This is a genomic window from Williamsia herbipolensis (genome assembly GCF_036153515.1).
Taxonomy (GTDB): Bacteria; Actinomycetota; Actinomycetes; order Mycobacteriales; family Mycobacteriaceae; genus Williamsia_A; species Williamsia_A herbipolensis.
Genome location: NZ_CP108021.1, coordinates 2008986 through 2025554, shown reverse-complemented (window position 1 = coordinate 2025554; position 16569 = coordinate 2008986). Strand labels below are relative to the sequence as shown.

Here is a 16569-nt window from a genome sequence, read left to right as displayed (position 1 = left end):
CACGTCGTGACCCTTCGCCTGTACGACACCGCCGCGCGTGACGTGCGTGAATTCGCACCGCTGCACGCCGGACAGGCATCGGTGTACCTGTGCGGCGCCACCGTGCAGGGCGTCCCGCACATCGGCCATGTCCGCAGCGGTATCGCGTTCGACATCCTCCGGCGCTGGCTGCTGCACTCCGGTCTCGACGTGCTGTTCGTCCGCAACGTCACCGACATCGACGACAAGATCCTCACCAAGGCCGCCGACGCCGACCGTCCGTGGTGGGAGTGGGCGGCCACCCACGAGCGCGCGTTCTCCTCGGCGTACGACGCACTGGGTGTGCTGCCACCGTCGGCCGAACCTCGCGCGACCGGCTTCATCACGCAGATGGTGGAGTACATGGAGCGTCTCATCTCCCGCGGTCACGCCTACGCCTCCGACGGCAACGTCTACTTCGATGTGCGCAGCCTCCCCGAATACGGCGCGCTGTCGGGTCACCGCCTCGACGACGTGCACCAGGGTGAGAGCGCGGGCACCGGCAAGCGCGACGACCGCGACTTCACGTTGTGGAAGGCCGCCAAGCCCGGCGAGCCGTCGTGGCCCACGCCGTGGGGACCGGGTCGACCCGGGTGGCATCTCGAGTGCTCGGCGATGGCGACGTCGCTGCTCGGCGGCGAGTTCGACATCCACTGCGGGGGGATGGATCTCATCTTCCCGCACCACGAGAACGAGATCGCCCAGAGTCACGGCGCCGGAGACGGATTCGCGCAGTACTGGCTGCACAACGGCTGGGTCACCATGGGTGGCGAGAAGATGAGCAAGTCACTGGGCAACGTGGTCGCCATCCCGGCGATGCTGCAGCGGGTGCGTCCGGTGGAACTGCGGTACTACCTCGGCAGTGCGCACTACCGGTCGATGCTCGAGTACTCCGAGGGTGCGCTGAACGAGGCCGCGGCCGGGTACCGCCGCGTCGAATCCTTTGTGCAGCGCGTCGATTCGCGGTTCGGACCGGTGGCTGTCGGTGAGGTGGGCGCAGATTTCGCCGCGGCGCTCGACGATGACCTCGGAGTGCCCGCCGCTTTGGCCGTGGTCCACACCACCGTGCGTGCGGGCAACACCGCACTCGAGGCCGGTGACAGCGACACCGCACGCGCGGCCGCGTCGTCGGTACGCGCGATGATGGGTGTCCTCGGCGTCGATCCTCTCGACGAACGGTGGCACACCGCCGACGACGACTCGCAGGCCATCTCGGCTCTCGACGTGTTGATCCGCGCCGAACTGGATCGCCGGGCGACGGCGCGCGCGAACAAGGACTACGCCACCGCGGACGCGGTGCGCGACCGACTGGCCCAGGCGGGTGTCGATGTGACCGACACCGCCGACGGCGCCCAGTGGAATCTGAAGGGGCGCAACTGATGGCAGGCAACTCGAAACGTAAGGGTGCAGTCCGCAAGGACGGCACGAAGAAGGGGCAGGTCGCCGGGTCCGGCGGCAACCGGCGTCGCGGGCTCGAGGGCCGTGGCGCGACGCCCAAGGCGGTGGACCGGCCGTACCACGCGGCGCACAAGCGGGCGAAGGCCGCGAGCGCGTCGGCGACCGGTGCCGGTCGTGGGCGGTCGACCGCGGCCAAGCGCCGTGACGAGGAGGGCCCCGAGTACGTGTTGGGCCGCAACCCCGTCGTCGAGTGTCTGCGCGCCGGGGTCCCCGCGACCGCGCTGTACGTGATGATCGGCGGGACGCCCGACGAGCGGGTGTCGGAGGCCGTGAAGATGGCCGGCGACAAGGGGATCGCGATCCTCGAGGCGCAGAAGTCCGAGCTCGACCGCATGAGCACCAACGGGCTGCATCAGGGCATCGCCCTGCAGGTGCCGCCGTATCGCTACACCCATCCGTCCGATCTCATGCAGCTCGCCGTCGACAGCGGCACCCCGCCGCTGCTGGTGGCCCTGGACAACATCACCGATCCCCGCAACCTCGGTGCGGTGATCCGTTCGGTGGCCGCGTTCGGCGGGCACGGTGTCGTGATCCCGCAACGCCGCAGTGCGAGCGTGACCGCGGTCGCGTGGCGGACCAGTGCCGGTGCGGCGGCGCGTCTGCCGGTCGCGCAGGCCGCCAATCTCACTCGCACGCTGAAGGACTGGGCAGCCGACGGGGCACAGCTCGTCGGTCTCGACGCCGACGGCGACACCGAACTCGACTCCTACGACGGCACTGGTCCCACGGTGATCGTGGTCGGCTCGGAGGGCAAGGGCCTCTCGCGACTCGTCCGCGAGTCCTGTGACTCGATCCTGTCCATCCCCATGGCCGGCCCGGTCGAGAGCCTCAACGCCTCGGTCGCCGCGGGTGTCGTGCTCGCAGAGTTCGCCCGCCAGCGCCGTCAGGTCTGACGCGCGGCCCGCACCAGTGCGGTCGCGATGCGCCGTCCCGGTCCCGCTGATCCGTCGGGGTCGCGCAGTCGCATCGTGAGCTCGCCGCTGATGACCAGCAACAGGTCCTCGGCCAGATCATCCGGATCGGTGCACGCGGCCTTCTCGGCCAGTTCGCGCAGTCGCGTCCGGAAATGGTGGGTGTCACGGGCGATGGCGTCGGCGAGTTCGTCGGGCGGCGAGGCATATTCGGCCGCCGCGCCGAGGAACGCGCACCACCTCGCACTGTCGGTGCGCGTGTGGAACGACTCGAGCGCGTCGAAGACCGCGAGCAGCTTGTCCTCGTCGTCGGTGGCTGCGGCGACGGCCTGGTCCCATTCGTCGCGCCACCGTTCGTGGCGTCGTTCGAGTGCGGCCGCGACGAGGGCCTCCTTGCTGCGGTAGCCGCGGTAGAGCGTCGCCGCCGACACGCCTGCGCGGGCCAACACCGCATCGACAGGTGTCGACTCGATCCCCTGGGTGAACAGCAGCTCGTCGACCGCGTCGAGCAATTTCTGCTCGGAGCTCTTGCGCATCGGCATGGTCCTCAGACTAGGCTGACAAATATGAAACGATCGTTTTCGTTTACGAGCTTAGCCGAGGTCCCTGCGGTGCTGTCGGGTGTCGCGTTCATCGCGGCCACCTACGGTCTGGTGCGTCTGGCGTACGGGTTGTTCCTGCCCGACGTGCAGGCCGACATCGGGATGTCCTCCGGCGTCGCGGGCCTCGTGTCATCGGGATCGTCGCTGTTCTACTGCGTGGCCGCCGTCGCCGGGTTGGTGCTCGGTGGCCGTGGGGCGCGTGGGCAGGTCGCGGTCGCCGCGGTGTCGGGGGTGGTCGGGGTGTGGGGCATGGCGGCGGCCGACGGGGTCGCGTGGTTTGCCGTGTCCGCGATCGTCGGATCGGCCGGTGCGGGGCTGGCGTCGCCTGCGCTTGTCACGATCGTCGGGCGATCGGTTGCCCCGGATCGGGTGAGCCGCGCGCAGTCGGTGGTGAATGCGGGAACGGGGCCGGGGGTGGTCGGTGCGGGGGTGCTGGCGCTGGTCGTGCTGCCGGAGTGGCGGACGGCGTGGTGGGTGGTCGGTGCGGCGACCGCGGTGATCGCCGTGGCGCTGCTCGCGGCCGATCGCGGGACGGGGTCCGCGCCCACGACGGTCTCCACTCGCATGGACTCGGCATGGTTGCGCGCTCACGCAGCACCCGCGGTGGCCGCGGTCCTCATGGGGGCCGGGTCGAGCGCGATGTGGACCTACGGGCGTGGGGTTCTCGTCGATGCGGGTGTCGTCGGAGAGCGGGGCAGTGTCGGCGCGTGGGTGCTGTTGGGCGTCGGTGCGACGACGGTGATCGCGACATCGGGTGCCATGAGCCGTCTCGCGCCGAGGTCGGCGTGGACCGTGACGTGCGGGGTGCTGGTTGTCTCGGTCGCGGCGCTGGGTGTGGGCCGCGAACAGATCGTGACAGCGCTCGTGGCGTGTGCCTGCTTCGGCTGGGGGTTCACGGCAGCCACGTCGGCGCTCATCGCCTGGAGCGCGAGGATCGATCGCGCCGGCGCGGCGCAGGGGACGGCGTTGCTGTTCGTTTCGTTGGTACTGGGACAGGCGGTGGGTTCGGCGGCGCTGGGTGGGATGGTCGGGACGTTGGGATACGCGGCGGCCTTCGTGCTCGCGGCTGGTCTCTGCGCCGCTGCCGTTGTGCCGGCCGTTCTCAGGCAGCGAGCAGTGCCGCGAGATGACGTTCGATCAGACTCTCCACGGGGCGCCGTCAGGTGTGACGGGGCCCGGAAGCGGCGTACTCCTCCACGACGACACCGGACTCGAACGGGCGCGTTCGGATTCGGGTGAAGGCGCGTGGCTTGTAGGGCGCGCGCCCGAACAGCGGGACGCCGGATCCGAAGACGAGTGGCTGTCGTTTCAGGACGAGACGGTCGACCTCGGGGAGGAGTGCGCCGGCGAGTTCACCGCCGCCGCACAACCAGATGTCCAGGCCGTCGTGCGTCTTCAGGTCTCGAACGGTGGAGAGGGGATCGTCGGTCACGGTGATCGCAGGGTCGTGATCAGGTGGTCGTCTGCTGGCGACGAACTGCCGCAGGTGCGGGTACGGGCTCGTGATCCCGATGGCCAGGGCAGGCGCCATGGTGTTCGACCCCATGATGACGGTGTCGAATCGTGTTCGTGACGGCTCGATCCCGAGTGCCGTCAACGCGTGGACGGGTAATGCGTCGGCGTACTCGTCGAACACGACCGCCGCGTGATCACCTTCGATGGGGAAGGCGTCGAATCCGCCGTCGGGGTCGGCGATGAAGCCGTCGAGACTGACGGCCACGTAGTAGACGAGTTCGCGCATGGTGACGTCGATTATGCCGATGTCGAGGTCAGGCGGCGTCGAGCAGAGCTCGAAGGTGTCGTTCGATGAGACTGTTGGGTTCGTCGTGGTGGCCCGGGGGCGCCGGGGCTCGGGAGACGTGGGCGTGCCCGGTGGGTGTGGTGACGGTCGCGGTGTGCCGGGTGGTGTCGGTGTGGTCGGCGGTGGTCATTCGCCAGCCGGGGTTCTGTTTGGCTCGGTTGTGGGTCAGGCACATGCCGCCACCGTTCGATGCCGAGGTGTCACCACCTCGTGAGTGGGGGTCGGCATGGTCGTATTCGGCGATCGGTGCATCGCAGTACGGGATGCGGCACGACTCGTCGCGCAGGTCGAGGAAGTGTTTGAGTCCGGTCGGGAAGAGGCGTGCGGTGGAGTCCATCGCGACCAGTGCGCCGCTCGTCGGGGACTTGTAGATCCGGCGCAGGGTGGTGGCGGCGTCAGCATCGAGGGAGGTGGAGACCATGTCGCGGGCGGTGTCGGCGGGGATCGGGCCGTAGCCGGTGACATGGGCTGCCGCACTGCCGTTCCCGGTCAAGACCTCGTCGGACATCACGACGTTCACCGCCACCGGCAGGGCGTCGACTGTCGCGGCGCCGGTGACGCGTTCGACGAGTGCGTCGGCCATCATCTGCGCGTGGGTGCGGTCGTCGGCGCCGACGGTGGCATCGGCGTGTCTCTTCAGCGAGGCATAGACCGAGATCCCCGACACCAGCGGCAGCAACGCCGACAGGCGCACCATCCCGTCGGGTGCGGGTCGGGTCGACACGCGGCGGTCTTTGGCCGACTGGGCGTGCCGGTCGACCACGGCCTGTGGGTCGAGTTCGTAGGCGAGGCGTTTGACCTCGGCGTCGAGTGCCCGGTCGCCGACACCCTCCAGCGCCGACACGTCGGCACACAACCGGCGGTCGATCTCGGCGCGGTCATGCGGGGTGAGGTGCGCTGTCTCGCGAACCAGGATCGTCGCCCGCCACTCGGTGAGCACACCGGTCGCCCACGCCGCACGGGTGTGGGGCATCTCGCGCATCACCGCGCGTGCGAACCCGAGATACCGGCCGCCGGCGGACCCGGAGGCCTTGCGGGCCAGTGCGACTTCGGCGGCCAACCCACGGCCCTGTCGCGCAACGGCCACACCCGCTGCGGACTCGGCCTCACGGCGAAGTTCTTCCAGTCGCATCGTCTCGACCGTTTGCGCCGCAGCGCATCCGGATTTGATCGCCTCGAGGATCGCGATCCGATCGATCGCCTCCGCCTCGTCACCAGCATCGTCCAGGCCAGTGAGCGACGACAGGAATGATTGCAGCGCAACTGTTGTCGCTCCCACACCCTCGCCGCTCATGTGTTCGATACTACCTGCAGCCACCGACAGCCGCCATGATCGACTCTGCAGTCCTGTGGAAAACCTTTATCCCGCAGTAGGTGTCGAGGCAATGGTGATGATTTCGGGACTCTCCGGTGTGACGGGACTCCGGTCCCAGTTGCCGAACTGCTCCTCGATCACCAGGCCGGCCGACCTCAGGGCGGTCGACAGGTTGTCGACCGTCAGAAACCGAAGAGAAGAGCGAACAACCTTCTGCTCCGACAACGTCGGGATGGAGAATGTCTCGTCGAACGTCACGATCTGATCCTGCACCGACACCACCTGGCGTGTCACCGTGAGAGTGTCGCCGCGGTCGTCGCTGACCGTGAACTCTTCGTCCCACCGGGTCCACGGTTGCACCATCGGGTTCCTCGTCTCGAACGCGAAACGACCTCCTGCAGCCATGGAGCCAACGATCGCACGCAGCGACGACGTGAGATCGTCGTCGCTCGCCAGCGTCTGGAACGCGTGACCGGTCATGGTGACGAGGTCGGCCGCAACACCGCGCACGTCGGAAGCGGTTGCGGTCTGCCATTCGATGTCGTCGCGGCGGCGGGCCATGGCGAGCATGTCGTCATCGGGATCGATACCGATGAGCCGCCCGCGGTGGCCGGTCTCGCGTGCGCGGTGCAGCAGTGTGCCGGTACCGCAACCGATGTCGACCACGGTCTCGGCGTGCATGACGAGATCGAGGTAGAAGTCGTCGCTGTGGCCCCATGGGTTGAGCAGATTGTAGAACTGAGCGGGGTTCACAGATCTGACCTTCGTGGCCGTGCGGCGAACGTCACTGCAGTGGCTGCAAGAACTCGAGGCGATTGCCGAAGGGGTCGGAGGCATAGAAGCGGCGAAATCCGGGGAACGCATCATCGAGAGTGACGGGGTATCCGCTGTCTGCGAGCAGGCGACTCAGCCCGTCGAGGTCGTCGACGAGGATCCCTGGATGAGCCTTCTGTGCGGCAACGAAATCCGCGTCGACACCGAGATGAAGTTCGACGGCCCCTGAGCGGAACCAGACACCGCCTCGACCGGCAAGCTCGGGCGGCTTAATGATCGGCTGCATACCGAGTACTCCGGCGTAGAACGCGGTGGCCGCATCTTCGGCACCAGCCGGCATAGCCAGTTGAACATGATGCAGTGACGCAAACGCCTGCGAGGTCATTTCTTTCCTCGCTCGGCGTCCCGGAGCTCGTTCTTGCGGACCTTGCCGGTGGAGGTGCGGGGGATGGCGTCGGTGAACTCGATGTCGCGGGGTGCCTTGAACGAGGCGAGGAGCGTCTTCACGTGCGCGGTGAGTTCCGCGGCCTCGACCGAGGCGCCATCGGTCAGGACCACGAAGGCTTTCGGGCGTTCGCCCCACTTGTCGTCGGCGACACCGATGACGACGACATCGGCGACGGCGGGATGACTGGCGAGGGCCTGCTCGACCTCGATGGTGGAGATGTTCTCGCCACCGGAGATGACCACGTCCTTCGCCCTGTCGAGCAACTTCACGTAGCCGTCGGGGCGCATCACCCCGAGATCCCCGCTGTGGAACCAGCCGCCGGCGAAGGCCTCCGCGGTTGCGTCGTCATCGGCGAAATAGCCTTTCATGACGCAGTTCCCGCGCATCACGATCTCGCCCATCTCGACTCCGTCGGGCTCGACGTCGGCCAGCGATCCGTCGTCGGCGGCGTCGGGGCGCACCACGCGCAGGCGATCGGCGGTCACCATCCCCACGCCCTGCCGCGACATCACGACGTTGAGCTCGTCGGAATCGAGGTCGGCCCACGAATCCTGTGGCTCACAGATCGAGTACGGGCCGTAGGTCTCGGTGAGTCCGTAGACGTGCACGAGAGTGGCACCGAGGGAACGGATCTGGCCCACCACGGTCGGCGAGGGTGGTGCGCCGGCGGTCACGACGGTCAACGGTCCGTCGAGTTGATGGGCTTCGGGTGCGGTCGCCAGAGTCGACAGCACGGTGGGCGCGCCGCACATGTGGTCGACGCCCTCGGTGTCGATGAGTCGCCAGATGTCGTCGCCGCGCACCGCGCGCAGGCAGATGTGCCGTCCGGCCACCGCGGTCACCGCCCACGTGGTACACCAACCGTTGCAGTGGAACATCGGCAACGTCCACAGGTAGCGACTCGCGTGCTCGAAGCCCTGATGCACCACCTCGGCCAGTGCGTTCAGGTAGGCGCCGCGGTGGGTGTACATCACGCCCTTCGGGCGGCCCGTGGTCCCGGAGGTGTAGTTGATGGTGATCGTGGCGGTCTCGTCCTCCACCTCCCACGGCAGCGCTGCTCCGTCACCGCGGGCCAGGAACGCGTCGTATCCCGAATCGAGGTCGATCACGTCGTCGACGGACAGATCCGCGAGCGGTGCGAGCAGGTCGGATTCGCCGATGAGGATCTTCGCGCCCGAGTGCTCGCAGATGTAGGCGATCTCGTCGGGCGACAGGCGGGTGTTCACGGCGACGAGGACCGCGCCCGCGAGCGGCACGCCGAAGTGGGCGATCAGCAGCTCCGCGCGATTGGTGGCGAGGAACGCCACCCGTTCACCGGCATCGACACCCGCGGCACGTACGGCCGCGGCCAGTGCCTGCGCCGCATCGGCGAACTCGCGGTTGGTCATCCGGCGATCGCCGTCGACGATCCCGATCGCGTCGGGGTGCACCTCGGCGGCACGCTCGAGAAACCGGAGTGGGGTCAGAGGTGTGTCGAGACCGGCCATCACGTCACTCTAGCGACGGTGACACCTTCCTCACGCAGGGTTGCGGCGACCGCTCGCGCGTGCTCGACCGCGCCGGGGGTGTCGCCGTGCAGACACAGCGTCGACGGTGCGACCGCCACGACCGTGCCGTCGTCGGCGACGACCTCGTGGTCGACGACCATCCGCAATGCCCGCGCGCAGATCGTGGCGGTGTCGGTGATGACCGATCCCGGTTCGGATCGCGGGACCAGCGAGCCGTCAGGGCGGTAGGCGCGATCGGCGAAGGCCTCGGCGACGGTGGCCAGCCCCGCGGCCTCCGCCAGCCGCGCGGACACCGATCCGGGTAGTCCGTACAGCGGCAGATCGCGGTTCAGCGCGACCACGGCATCGACCACCGCCTGGGCCTGAGACCGGTGGGAGGCGATGCTGTTGTACAGCGCCCCATGGGGTTTGACGTAGGAGACGGCACCGCCGACCGAGCGCGCGATACCGTCGAGGGCGCCGATCTGGTAGATCACGTCGGCGGTGAGATCCCCGGGGGCGATGTCGAGGAAGCGGCGCCCGAAACCGACGCGGTCGGGATAGGACACCTGCGCCCCGATCGCGACACCGGCCGAGACCGCCGCGGCGCAGGTCCCCCGCAACGAGGTGGGGTCCCCGGCGTGGAATCCGCACGCGATGTTGGCGCTCGTGACCACCTCGAGCATCGCGTGGTCGTCCCCGAGGCGCCACACCCCGTACCCCTCGCCGAGATCGGCGTTGAGATCGACACGGGTGTCCGACGATGTCATCAGCCGAGGGTAGCGATTAATGTCGTGGGATGTCCCACTCCGATACACGCGTGACCATTACCGACGGCGTCGTCGAGGGTGTCGATCACGACGGTCTGCACAGCTGGCGCGGCATCCCGTATGCCGCGCCCCCGATGGGTGATCGACGGTTCCGCGCGCCCGAGCCGGCCACGCCGTGGGAGGGTGTCCGACTCGCACACAGCTTCCGCAACGCCGCCCCGCAGGCGCGTCGGTACACGACGATCGGCATCAACAAGCACCAGCCGGTCAGCGAGGACTGCCTCACCCTGAACGTGCTCGCCCCGGCGAAGCGGTCCGGGCCGCTGCCGGTGATGGTGTTCATCCACGGCGGTGCCTACATCCTGGGCTCGTCGCTCACCTACCGCGGCGACTCCCTGGTCCGCGCGGGCGGCGTCGTCTACGTGTCGATCAACTACCGACTGGGCACCCTCGGCTACCTCGATCTCAGCCAATACTCCTCGGACACGCGCACTTTCGACAGCAATCTCGGGTTGCGCGACCAACTCTCCGCACTGCAGTGGGTGCAGCGCAACATCGCCGGGTTCGGCGGCGACCCCGACAACGTGACGATCTTCGGTGAGAGCGCCGGGGGCAACGCGGTCACCACCCTGCTCGCCGTCCCCTCGGCGGCCGGACTGTTCCACAAGGCGATCGCCGAGAGTTCGGCGCCGGCGCTGACGTTGAAGGCCGAGTGGGCGACACAGTTCGCCTCGACGTTCGTCGACATCCTCGCCGAGACCCACGACGACCCGGTCGCCGCCCTGCACACCGCGACCCCCGCCGAACTGGGCCGCGCGGGCGATCAGCTCTCCCGCCGCGTCGCGAAGATGATCCCCGGCGCACTGCCTTTCGGTCCCACCGTCGACGGCGATCTGCTGCCGATCGATCCGCTCGAGGCCGCCGATCGCGGCGAGACGCACGCCGTGCCGCTGTTGCTCGGCAGCAACCTCGTCGAGGCGAACCTCTTCGCCAAGGTGTTCCCGGTGCTGCCCACCTCGCCCTCGGCACTCGAGCGGGTACTCGCCGGTGCCGACCCCGACGTACGCGCCGCGATCCTCGACTCCTACCCGGACTACCCCGAACCCGCGGCCTGCCGACAGATCATGGCGGACATGATCTTCTGGGCGCCGTCGGTCGCGATCGCCGACGGGCACAGCGCCCACTCGCCGACCTACATGTACCGATTCGACTACTCCACCCGGATCCTCGACATCAGCGGGTTCGGTGCCACCCACGGCATCGAGCTGTTCGGGGTGTTCGGGCTGTTCACCTCACGCGTCGGCGGTCTGCTCACCTTTGCCGGAGACCGACGCTCGGCGCGCCGGGTCACCGCCGGGATGCAGTCGGACTGGGCGTCGTTCGCGGCCACCGGCGCACCCCGATCAGGATGGCGTCGCTACGAGACCACCACGCGTGCGGTGAAGGTCATCGACGATCCGAGTCGCATCGAACTCGACCCGCACGCGCAGCGCCGCGAGGCGTGGAGCCGCTACCGCGAGTACTCAGAGGTCCCATTGGGCGGGGGGATCCCCGGCCAGGAATGACAGCATCAGCGGGTTGAACACGTCAGGCGATTCGAGCGGCAACAGATGCGTGCCGGGCAGGACCGCCAGGCGTCCCGCGGGGAGTGCGGCCACCACGTCGACGCTGTGCGCCACGGTCACCTCGTCGCGGTCACCCTGGGCGACCAGGGTGGGTGTGGTGACCGACGCGAGTGACGCGAGATCGATCTCGGGCTCGGCGGCGATCATGTCGATGGTCTTGCGGTAGACGGTCTTGAAATGTTCCGGCCCGTCGGGTGACACCGCATCGTATTCGGCGCGCAGGAACGTCATCGCGGAACTGTCGGCGAGGAGTCCGTCGGTGATGCCGTCGGCGACACGTCCGGAACTGTTGAAGTACTGCCCGACGAGGACCATCCGGTCGACGAGGTCGGGGCGGCGCTGGGCGACCAGCAGGGCCACCACGGCGCCGTCGCTCCACCCCACCAGATGTGCCGGGCGGCCGATCGCGACCTCGAGGTAGGCGATCGTGTCGTCGGCCATCGTCGAGTAGCTGAAGGCGGCGTCGGTATCGGGGGAGTGGGCGTGCCCGCATCGCTCCGGTGCGTGGACCTTCCACCCGGCCTTGAGGATCTCGGGGATCTGGGCGCCGAACGACGACGCCCCGGCGAACGCGCCGTGCAGCAGCACCACGGGGGTGCCCTCGCCGTCGACGAAGTGCCACACGGGATGGCCGGCGACGTCGATGTATTCACCCCCGTCGACCTTGTGGACACCGTCGACCGGTCGCAGGGTGTGCGTATCGTCGGCACCGGACAGGCTGGACATGCGCCCCATGCTCGCAGAGGCCGTGTCGCGATCACCGAAACGAGGCTCAATCGATGTCAACTCGACGCCGCCACGCCGCCTACGGTCTGGTTCTCGGCGCCGCGATGGTCGCCTCCGCCTGCTCGACCGACAGTGGCACCGACGCGACGGTGTCGACACCTCCACCGAGCACGACGCCCGAGGTGATCACCGCCTCGCAGGCCCCGGCCGAGCCGCCGTTCGTCGAGCGGGTGCAGGTCGTTCAGCTGCCGTCGGGCACGAGCGTGCAGGTCTACCCGACGGCGTCGGGACGGGCGGCGCAGGGTGCGGGTGACAACGCGACCGCCTGGGCCGAGGTGCTCGCCGACGATCCCGGCGCCGACACCCCCGGCATGCGCGCGCAGTTCGACTGTCACTGGACGTTCGCGCGCATCGTCGCGCCGGACAAACCGAGCTGGAATCTCGAACCGTGGCGTCCGGTGGTCAGCGCCCAACAGATGATCGACGACCGCTGCAACCCTGGTGGCGCCGAGGAGTGAACGCTACTATCTGCGTATGAATGCAGATAAGGGTGTTTGCCGTCGGACACTCGCCGACGACCAGGTCGCCCTGGTGGTCGAGGTGTTCCGCATGCTCTCTGACGCCACCCGTGTGCAGATGCTGTGGGCGCTGGTGGACCGCGAGTGCTCGGTCAACGAGCTCTCGGAGAAGGTCGGCAAACCGGCGCCGTCGGTGAGTCAGCACCTCGCCAAGCTCCGCATGGCGCGCCTGGTGCGTACCCGCAAGGAGGGGACCTCGGTCTTCTATCGTCTCGAGAACGACCACGTGCGGCAGATGGTGGTCGACGCGGTGTTCAACGCCGAACACGCCGGACCCGGCACCCCCGGGCATCACCGTCCCGACGCCCACGTCGACGCCCCGATCGCCATCGTGCCGTCCGAGAAGGCCGGCGGCGCATGACCGGCGACCATCCCCACCATCATCACGACCATCACCACCACCGTGGGTGGCGGCATGCGCTGACACACGCCTTCACGCCGCACAGCCACGACTCCGCCGACAAGGTCGACAGCGCCATGGAGTCGAGCGCACAGGGCATCCGCGCGGTGAAGATCAGCATGGCGGTGCTGCTGGCGACGGCGATCGTGCAGCTCGCCGTGGTCGTGGTGTCGGGGTCGGTGGCACTGCTCGCCGACACGATCCACAACTTCTCCGACGCACTCACCTCGGTGCCGCTGTGGATCGCGTTCGTCCTCGGTCGCCGCGCGCCGACTCGGCGCTACACCTACGGGTTCGGCCGCGCGGAGGATCTCGCCGGGCTGTTCGTGGTTCTGATGATCCTCGCGTCGGCGGTGGTCGCCGGGGTCGAGGCGGTGCGGCGTCTCATCGAGCCCGCGCCCCTGTCGCATCTGCCCTGGGTCGCCGCGGCCGGTGCCATCGGGTTCGTCGGCAACGAGATCGTCGCGCGGTACCGCATCACCATCGGCCGTCGCATCGGATCGGTCGCTCTCGTCGCGGACGGGAAACACGCACGCACCGACGGGTTCACCTCGCTGGCGGTGCTCGTCGGCGCCGCCGGTGCGGCGGCCGGTTTCCCGATCGCCGACCCGATCGTGGGGTTGGTGATCACCGCGGCCATCCTCATGGTGCTCGTCGGCGCGGCACGAGATGTGTTCCGGCGCCTCATGGACGGCGTCGACCCGGAGATCGTCGGCTCGGCCGAGGAGGTGCTCGCCTCGATGCCCGGGGTGGACGGTGTGGCCGGGTTACGGATGCGATGGGTGGGGCACACCCTGCACGCCGAGGCCGATCTCGACGTCGCGCCCGACACCGCGCTGCGCGACGCCCATGCGCTCGCCCACCGTGCCGAACACGCGCTGATCGACGGCGTCCCACGCCTGGCCACCGCCCAGGTGCACGCCTACCCAGGGCATCAGGTCGCCGACGGCACCCGTACGCGTCCGGCCGAACGGAGCCTGCGGCCACCGACGAGGCGGCAGACGACGTAGATCGCGAACGAGATGGTCGTGACCATCACCGACACCGGCAGATTCGGTGCCAGCGAGAGGATCAGTCCGCCCACCGCGGCGATCTCGGCGAACAGGATCGACAGCAGCACCACCGTGGTCGGGGTGGAGGTCACGCGGGTGGCCGCGGCGGCGGGGGTGATGAACAGCGACATCACCAGCAGGGCGCCGATGATCTGCACCCCCTGCGCGACACTGGCGCCGAGCAGGACCGCGAACACCAACGACAGTGTGCGCGTGGGCACCCCGAGCGCCTCGGCGACCGTGGGGTCGGTGCTCGCGAACTGCAGTGGGCGGTAGATCACCGCGAGCACGGCGACCACGACGACGGTGGTGATCGCGACGGCGGTCAGACCGTCGGCCCCGACGCTGACCACCTGTCCGGTCAACAGGGCGAAACCGGTGCCGGTACGACCGTAGGTCGCGATGAACAGCACGCCGAGACCCAGTCCGAACGCCATCACCACGCCGATCACCGAATCACGTTCGCGCACACGGCTGCCGAGCAACCCGAAGATGAGCGCGGCGACGATGGAACCCACCACGCCGCCGATGTTGACGCTGACGCCGAGCAGCAGGGCCAACGCCGCACCGGTGAAGGACAACTCGGCGGTGCCGTGCACGGCGAACGACATCTGGCGCGCGACCACCGTCGGACCGAGGAGGCCGCCGAGCAGCGCGAGCAGCGCCAACGCCAGCAACGACTGCTGCACGAAGGGCCGCGCCAGCAGGTCTCCCGCGAGACCGACGTCGAGGAAACTGCCCCAGTCGACGGTGCTCACAGCGCCTCGGCGCCGTGGCAGGCGGCCTCGTCGGCACCCACGACGACGAGGCGGTCGCGCACGCGCAGCACGTCGACCTTCGTGCGATACAACTCGCTGAGCACCGCGGAGTTCATCACCTCGTCGGTGGTGCCGATCCGGAACCGGCCGTCGACGAGGTAGACGACGCGATCGACGTAGGGGAGAACGGGATTGATCTCGTGGGTGACGAACACGACCGCGGTCGCCGCCGCGCGACGTCGACGGTCGATCAGCTGCGCCACGCGTGCCTGATTCGCCGGATCGAGACTGAGCAGCGGCTCGTCGCACAGCAGCACGACGGGGTCGCTCGCGAGGGCCTGGGCCACCCGCATCCGCTGCTGCTCGCCACCGGAGAGCAGGCCGAGCGGGGCGTCGACGAAGGCGCGGGCATCGACCTGATCGATCGCGAGATCCACTGCGGCCTTTCGGGCCTTACGGTTGCGCCACCCCACACCCCACGCGCGGCCGTCGACGCCCATGCCCACGAGGTCGCGTCCGCGTAGCGGCACCCCCTCGTCGTGCGGGCGCTGCTGGGGCACGTACCCGATCTTCGACCGGTCGGTGCCGTTGCGGCCGTCGATGGAGATGGTGCCCGCGTCCAGTCGGTACTGACCGAGCAGCGTGCGCAGCAGCGAGGTCTTGCCCGACCCGTTGGGCCCGAGTACCGCGACGAACTCGCCGGGGGCGACGGTCAGGTCGAAATCCGACCACAGCACGCGGTCACCGAAGCGCAGTCGCGCACCACGGATGTCGATGGCAGGGACGCTGGCGGTGATGGCGATGCTCCGGTGTCGAGAGGTGGCGAGTGGAGATGGATCAGCGCGACAGGGAGGCCGCGATCGCATCCACCGTAGCCTTCTGCCAGGCCACGTAGTCGGTGACTCCGGACGGCAGGGTCTCGGTCAACTTCACGACGGGGAGACCGTCGGAGTCGGCGGCGGCCAGCAGGCGCTTGGTCGTCTCGTCGACGGCCTGGGTGTTGTAGAGCAGCGCCGAGACGGTCTTGTTGCGCACCAGGTCCTCGGTGGTCGCGACTGCGGCGGCGGGCGGGTCGTTGCCCGCCTCGACGGCGTCGGTGAACGACGACGGCGTCGCGTCGACCAGGCCCGCCTCGGCGAGCAGGTACGCCGCGAGCGGCTCGGTCTGGGCGACCTTCGCGCCGGCGTGGGCCGCCTTGATCGAGGCCAACGTGGTCTGCAGGTCGGTGACCTTGTCCTCGAACTGCTTCGCGTTGGCGGCGAAGGCGTCCTTGTCGGCCGGGAACTTCTCGGCCAGGGCGTCGGCGATGTCGGATGCGACGGCCTTCACGACGTCGAAGTCGTAGAAGAAGTGCTCGTTGACCTCGCCGGCGCCGGTGGGCGCGCTCGGGTTGATCTTCTTGTAGGCGTCGTACGCGCTGATCACCTTGGCGTCGGGGTTCTTCGGCGCCTTCTCCATGTAGGCGTCGTAATCGGCGCCGTTGAGCACCACGACGTCGGCGTCGAACACCTTCGCGGTGTCGCGCGCGGTGGCCTCGAACTCGTGCGGGTCACCGTCGGGCGAGGTGTAGAGCGAGGTGACGCCGGCGTCCTTGCCCGCGACGGCGGCGGCGACCGAACCCCACACGTCGGTGGAGGCGACGACGACGGGCTCCCCGGGGGCGCCCGCGGCCTCGGTGGTGTCGCCCGAACACCCGGCGACCACCGTCGCGGCGATCACTGCTGCGGCCAGACCCGCAACCCGGGCCGACACCCCACGAACGGTCTTCGAACTCATCGCACACTCCACTCCTCGACGACTGCGACGCAAATGGTAACCGTTATCGAAAAGAGCCACCAACTCGAGT

18 protein-coding genes are annotated in these 16569 nt (G+C 68.9%); 7 read left to right on the top strand and 11 right to left on the bottom strand.

The features are described 5' to 3' along the window. Positions 1-6: 6 nt before the first annotated feature. Both cysS and rlmB read left to right on the top strand, forming a co-directional pair. Entirely contained in the window at positions 7-1398 is a 1392-nt protein-coding gene (cysS, locus tag OG579_RS09090) for a cysteine--tRNA ligase (RefSeq protein ID WP_328858870.1), read from the top strand. Further along, positions 1398-2369: a 23S rRNA (guanosine(2251)-2'-O)-methyltransferase RlmB gene (gene rlmB, locus OG579_RS09085; protein ID WP_328858869.1), complete on the top strand. Its 972-nt coding sequence runs from the start codon at positions 1398-1400 to the stop codon at positions 2367-2369. The genes cysS and rlmB overlap by 1 nt, the downstream gene beginning before the upstream one ends. Here rlmB and OG579_RS09080 read toward each other — a convergent pair. Beyond that, positions 2360-2929 carry a TetR/AcrR family transcriptional regulator gene (locus OG579_RS09080; RefSeq protein WP_328858868.1) on the bottom strand — a complete coding sequence of 190 codons (570 nt, stop codon included), beginning with the start codon at positions 2927-2929 and terminating at the stop codon, positions 2360-2362. The genes rlmB and OG579_RS09080 overlap by 10 nt on opposite strands. Before the next feature lie 69 nt (positions 2930-2998). Between OG579_RS09080 and OG579_RS09075 the strand changes: the two genes are divergently transcribed. Then, a complete protein-coding gene (locus OG579_RS09075) occupies positions 2999-4228 on the top strand; it encodes an MFS transporter (RefSeq protein WP_328858867.1) in 1230 nt (409 codons plus the stop codon). Here the strand turns inward: OG579_RS09075 and OG579_RS09070 are convergent. The 6 genes from OG579_RS09070 to OG579_RS09045 all read right to left on the bottom strand — a co-directional run bounded on the left by OG579_RS09070 (position 4149) and on the right by OG579_RS09045 (position 9584). Next, complete coding sequence (locus OG579_RS09070) at positions 4149-4730, bottom strand: dihydrofolate reductase family protein (protein ID WP_328858866.1); 582 nt, start codon at positions 4728-4730, stop codon at positions 4149-4151. The two genes, OG579_RS09075 and OG579_RS09070, sit on opposite strands and share 80 nt — an antisense overlap. Positions 4731-4758: 28 nt before the next feature. Next, positions 4759-6084 (bottom strand): HNH endonuclease, encoded by a 1326-nt coding sequence (locus OG579_RS09065; RefSeq protein ID WP_328858865.1) that lies wholly within the window; start codon positions 6082-6084, stop codon positions 4759-4761. 66 nt (positions 6085-6150) lie between these two features. Next, positions 6151-6969 (bottom strand): class I SAM-dependent methyltransferase, encoded by an 819-nt coding sequence (locus OG579_RS09060; protein WP_328858864.1) that lies wholly within the window; start codon positions 6967-6969, stop codon positions 6151-6153. Then, positions 6890-7264 (bottom strand): VOC family protein, encoded by a 375-nt coding sequence (locus tag OG579_RS09055; RefSeq protein ID WP_328858863.1) that lies wholly within the window; start codon positions 7262-7264, stop codon positions 6890-6892. The genes OG579_RS09060 and OG579_RS09055 overlap by 80 nt, the downstream gene beginning before the upstream one ends. Further along, the gene (locus tag OG579_RS09050; RefSeq protein WP_328858862.1) at positions 7261-8814 is read right to left on the bottom strand and encodes an AMP-binding protein; all 1554 of its coding nucleotides are present in this window, start codon (positions 8812-8814) and stop codon (positions 7261-7263) included. Before OG579_RS09050 ends, OG579_RS09055 begins: the two co-directional genes overlap by 4 nt. Further along, positions 8814-9584: a LamB/YcsF family protein gene (locus OG579_RS09045; protein ID WP_328858861.1), complete on the bottom strand. Its 771-nt coding sequence runs from the start codon at positions 9582-9584 to the stop codon at positions 8814-8816. Before OG579_RS09045 ends, OG579_RS09050 begins: the two co-directional genes overlap by 1 nt. Positions 9585-9634: 50 nt before the next feature. On the opposite strand from OG579_RS09045, the gene OG579_RS09040 reads away from it, so the two are divergent. Then, positions 9635-11149, top strand: coding sequence for a carboxylesterase/lipase family protein (locus OG579_RS09040; RefSeq protein WP_328858860.1), 1515 nt, complete (start codon positions 9635-9637; stop codon positions 11147-11149). Here OG579_RS09040 and OG579_RS09035 read toward each other — a convergent pair. Then, a complete protein-coding gene (locus OG579_RS09035) occupies positions 11108-11935 on the bottom strand; it encodes an alpha/beta fold hydrolase (protein WP_328858859.1) in 828 nt (275 codons plus the stop codon). The two genes, OG579_RS09040 and OG579_RS09035, sit on opposite strands and share 42 nt — an antisense overlap. A 53-nt stretch (positions 11936-11988) precedes the next feature. On the opposite strand from OG579_RS09035, the gene OG579_RS09030 reads away from it, so the two are divergent. From OG579_RS09030 to OG579_RS09020, 3 genes are read left to right on the top strand one after another with little or no spacing between them, the layout of a single operon-like run. Next, the gene (locus OG579_RS09030; protein WP_328858858.1) at positions 11989-12453 is read left to right on the top strand and encodes a DUF2599 domain-containing protein; all 465 of its coding nucleotides are present in this window, start codon (positions 11989-11991) and stop codon (positions 12451-12453) included. Positions 12454-12469: 16 nt separating this feature from the next. Then, positions 12470-12874 carry an ArsR/SmtB family transcription factor gene (locus OG579_RS09025; protein WP_328858857.1) on the top strand — a complete coding sequence of 135 codons (405 nt, stop codon included), beginning with the start codon at positions 12470-12472 and terminating at the stop codon, positions 12872-12874. Then, positions 12871-13923 (top strand): cation diffusion facilitator family transporter, encoded by a 1053-nt coding sequence (locus tag OG579_RS09020; RefSeq protein WP_328858856.1) that lies wholly within the window; start codon positions 12871-12873, stop codon positions 13921-13923. The genes OG579_RS09025 and OG579_RS09020 overlap by 4 nt, the downstream gene beginning before the upstream one ends. Here OG579_RS09020 and OG579_RS09015 read toward each other — a convergent pair. From OG579_RS09015 to OG579_RS09005, 3 genes are read right to left on the bottom strand one after another with little or no spacing between them, the layout of a single operon-like run. After that, complete coding sequence (locus OG579_RS09015; RefSeq protein ID WP_328858855.1) at positions 13848-14723, bottom strand: metal ABC transporter permease; 876 nt, start codon at positions 14721-14723, stop codon at positions 13848-13850. The genes OG579_RS09020 and OG579_RS09015 overlap by 76 nt on opposite strands. After that, a complete protein-coding gene (locus OG579_RS09010) occupies positions 14720-15589 on the bottom strand; it encodes a metal ABC transporter ATP-binding protein (RefSeq protein ID WP_408068770.1) in 870 nt (289 codons plus the stop codon). Before OG579_RS09010 ends, OG579_RS09015 begins: the two co-directional genes overlap by 4 nt. Further along, positions 15561-16499 (bottom strand): metal ABC transporter solute-binding protein, Zn/Mn family, encoded by a 939-nt coding sequence (locus tag OG579_RS09005; protein ID WP_328858854.1) that lies wholly within the window; start codon positions 16497-16499, stop codon positions 15561-15563. The genes OG579_RS09010 and OG579_RS09005 overlap by 29 nt, the downstream gene beginning before the upstream one ends. Positions 16500-16569: the final 70 nt, after the last annotated feature.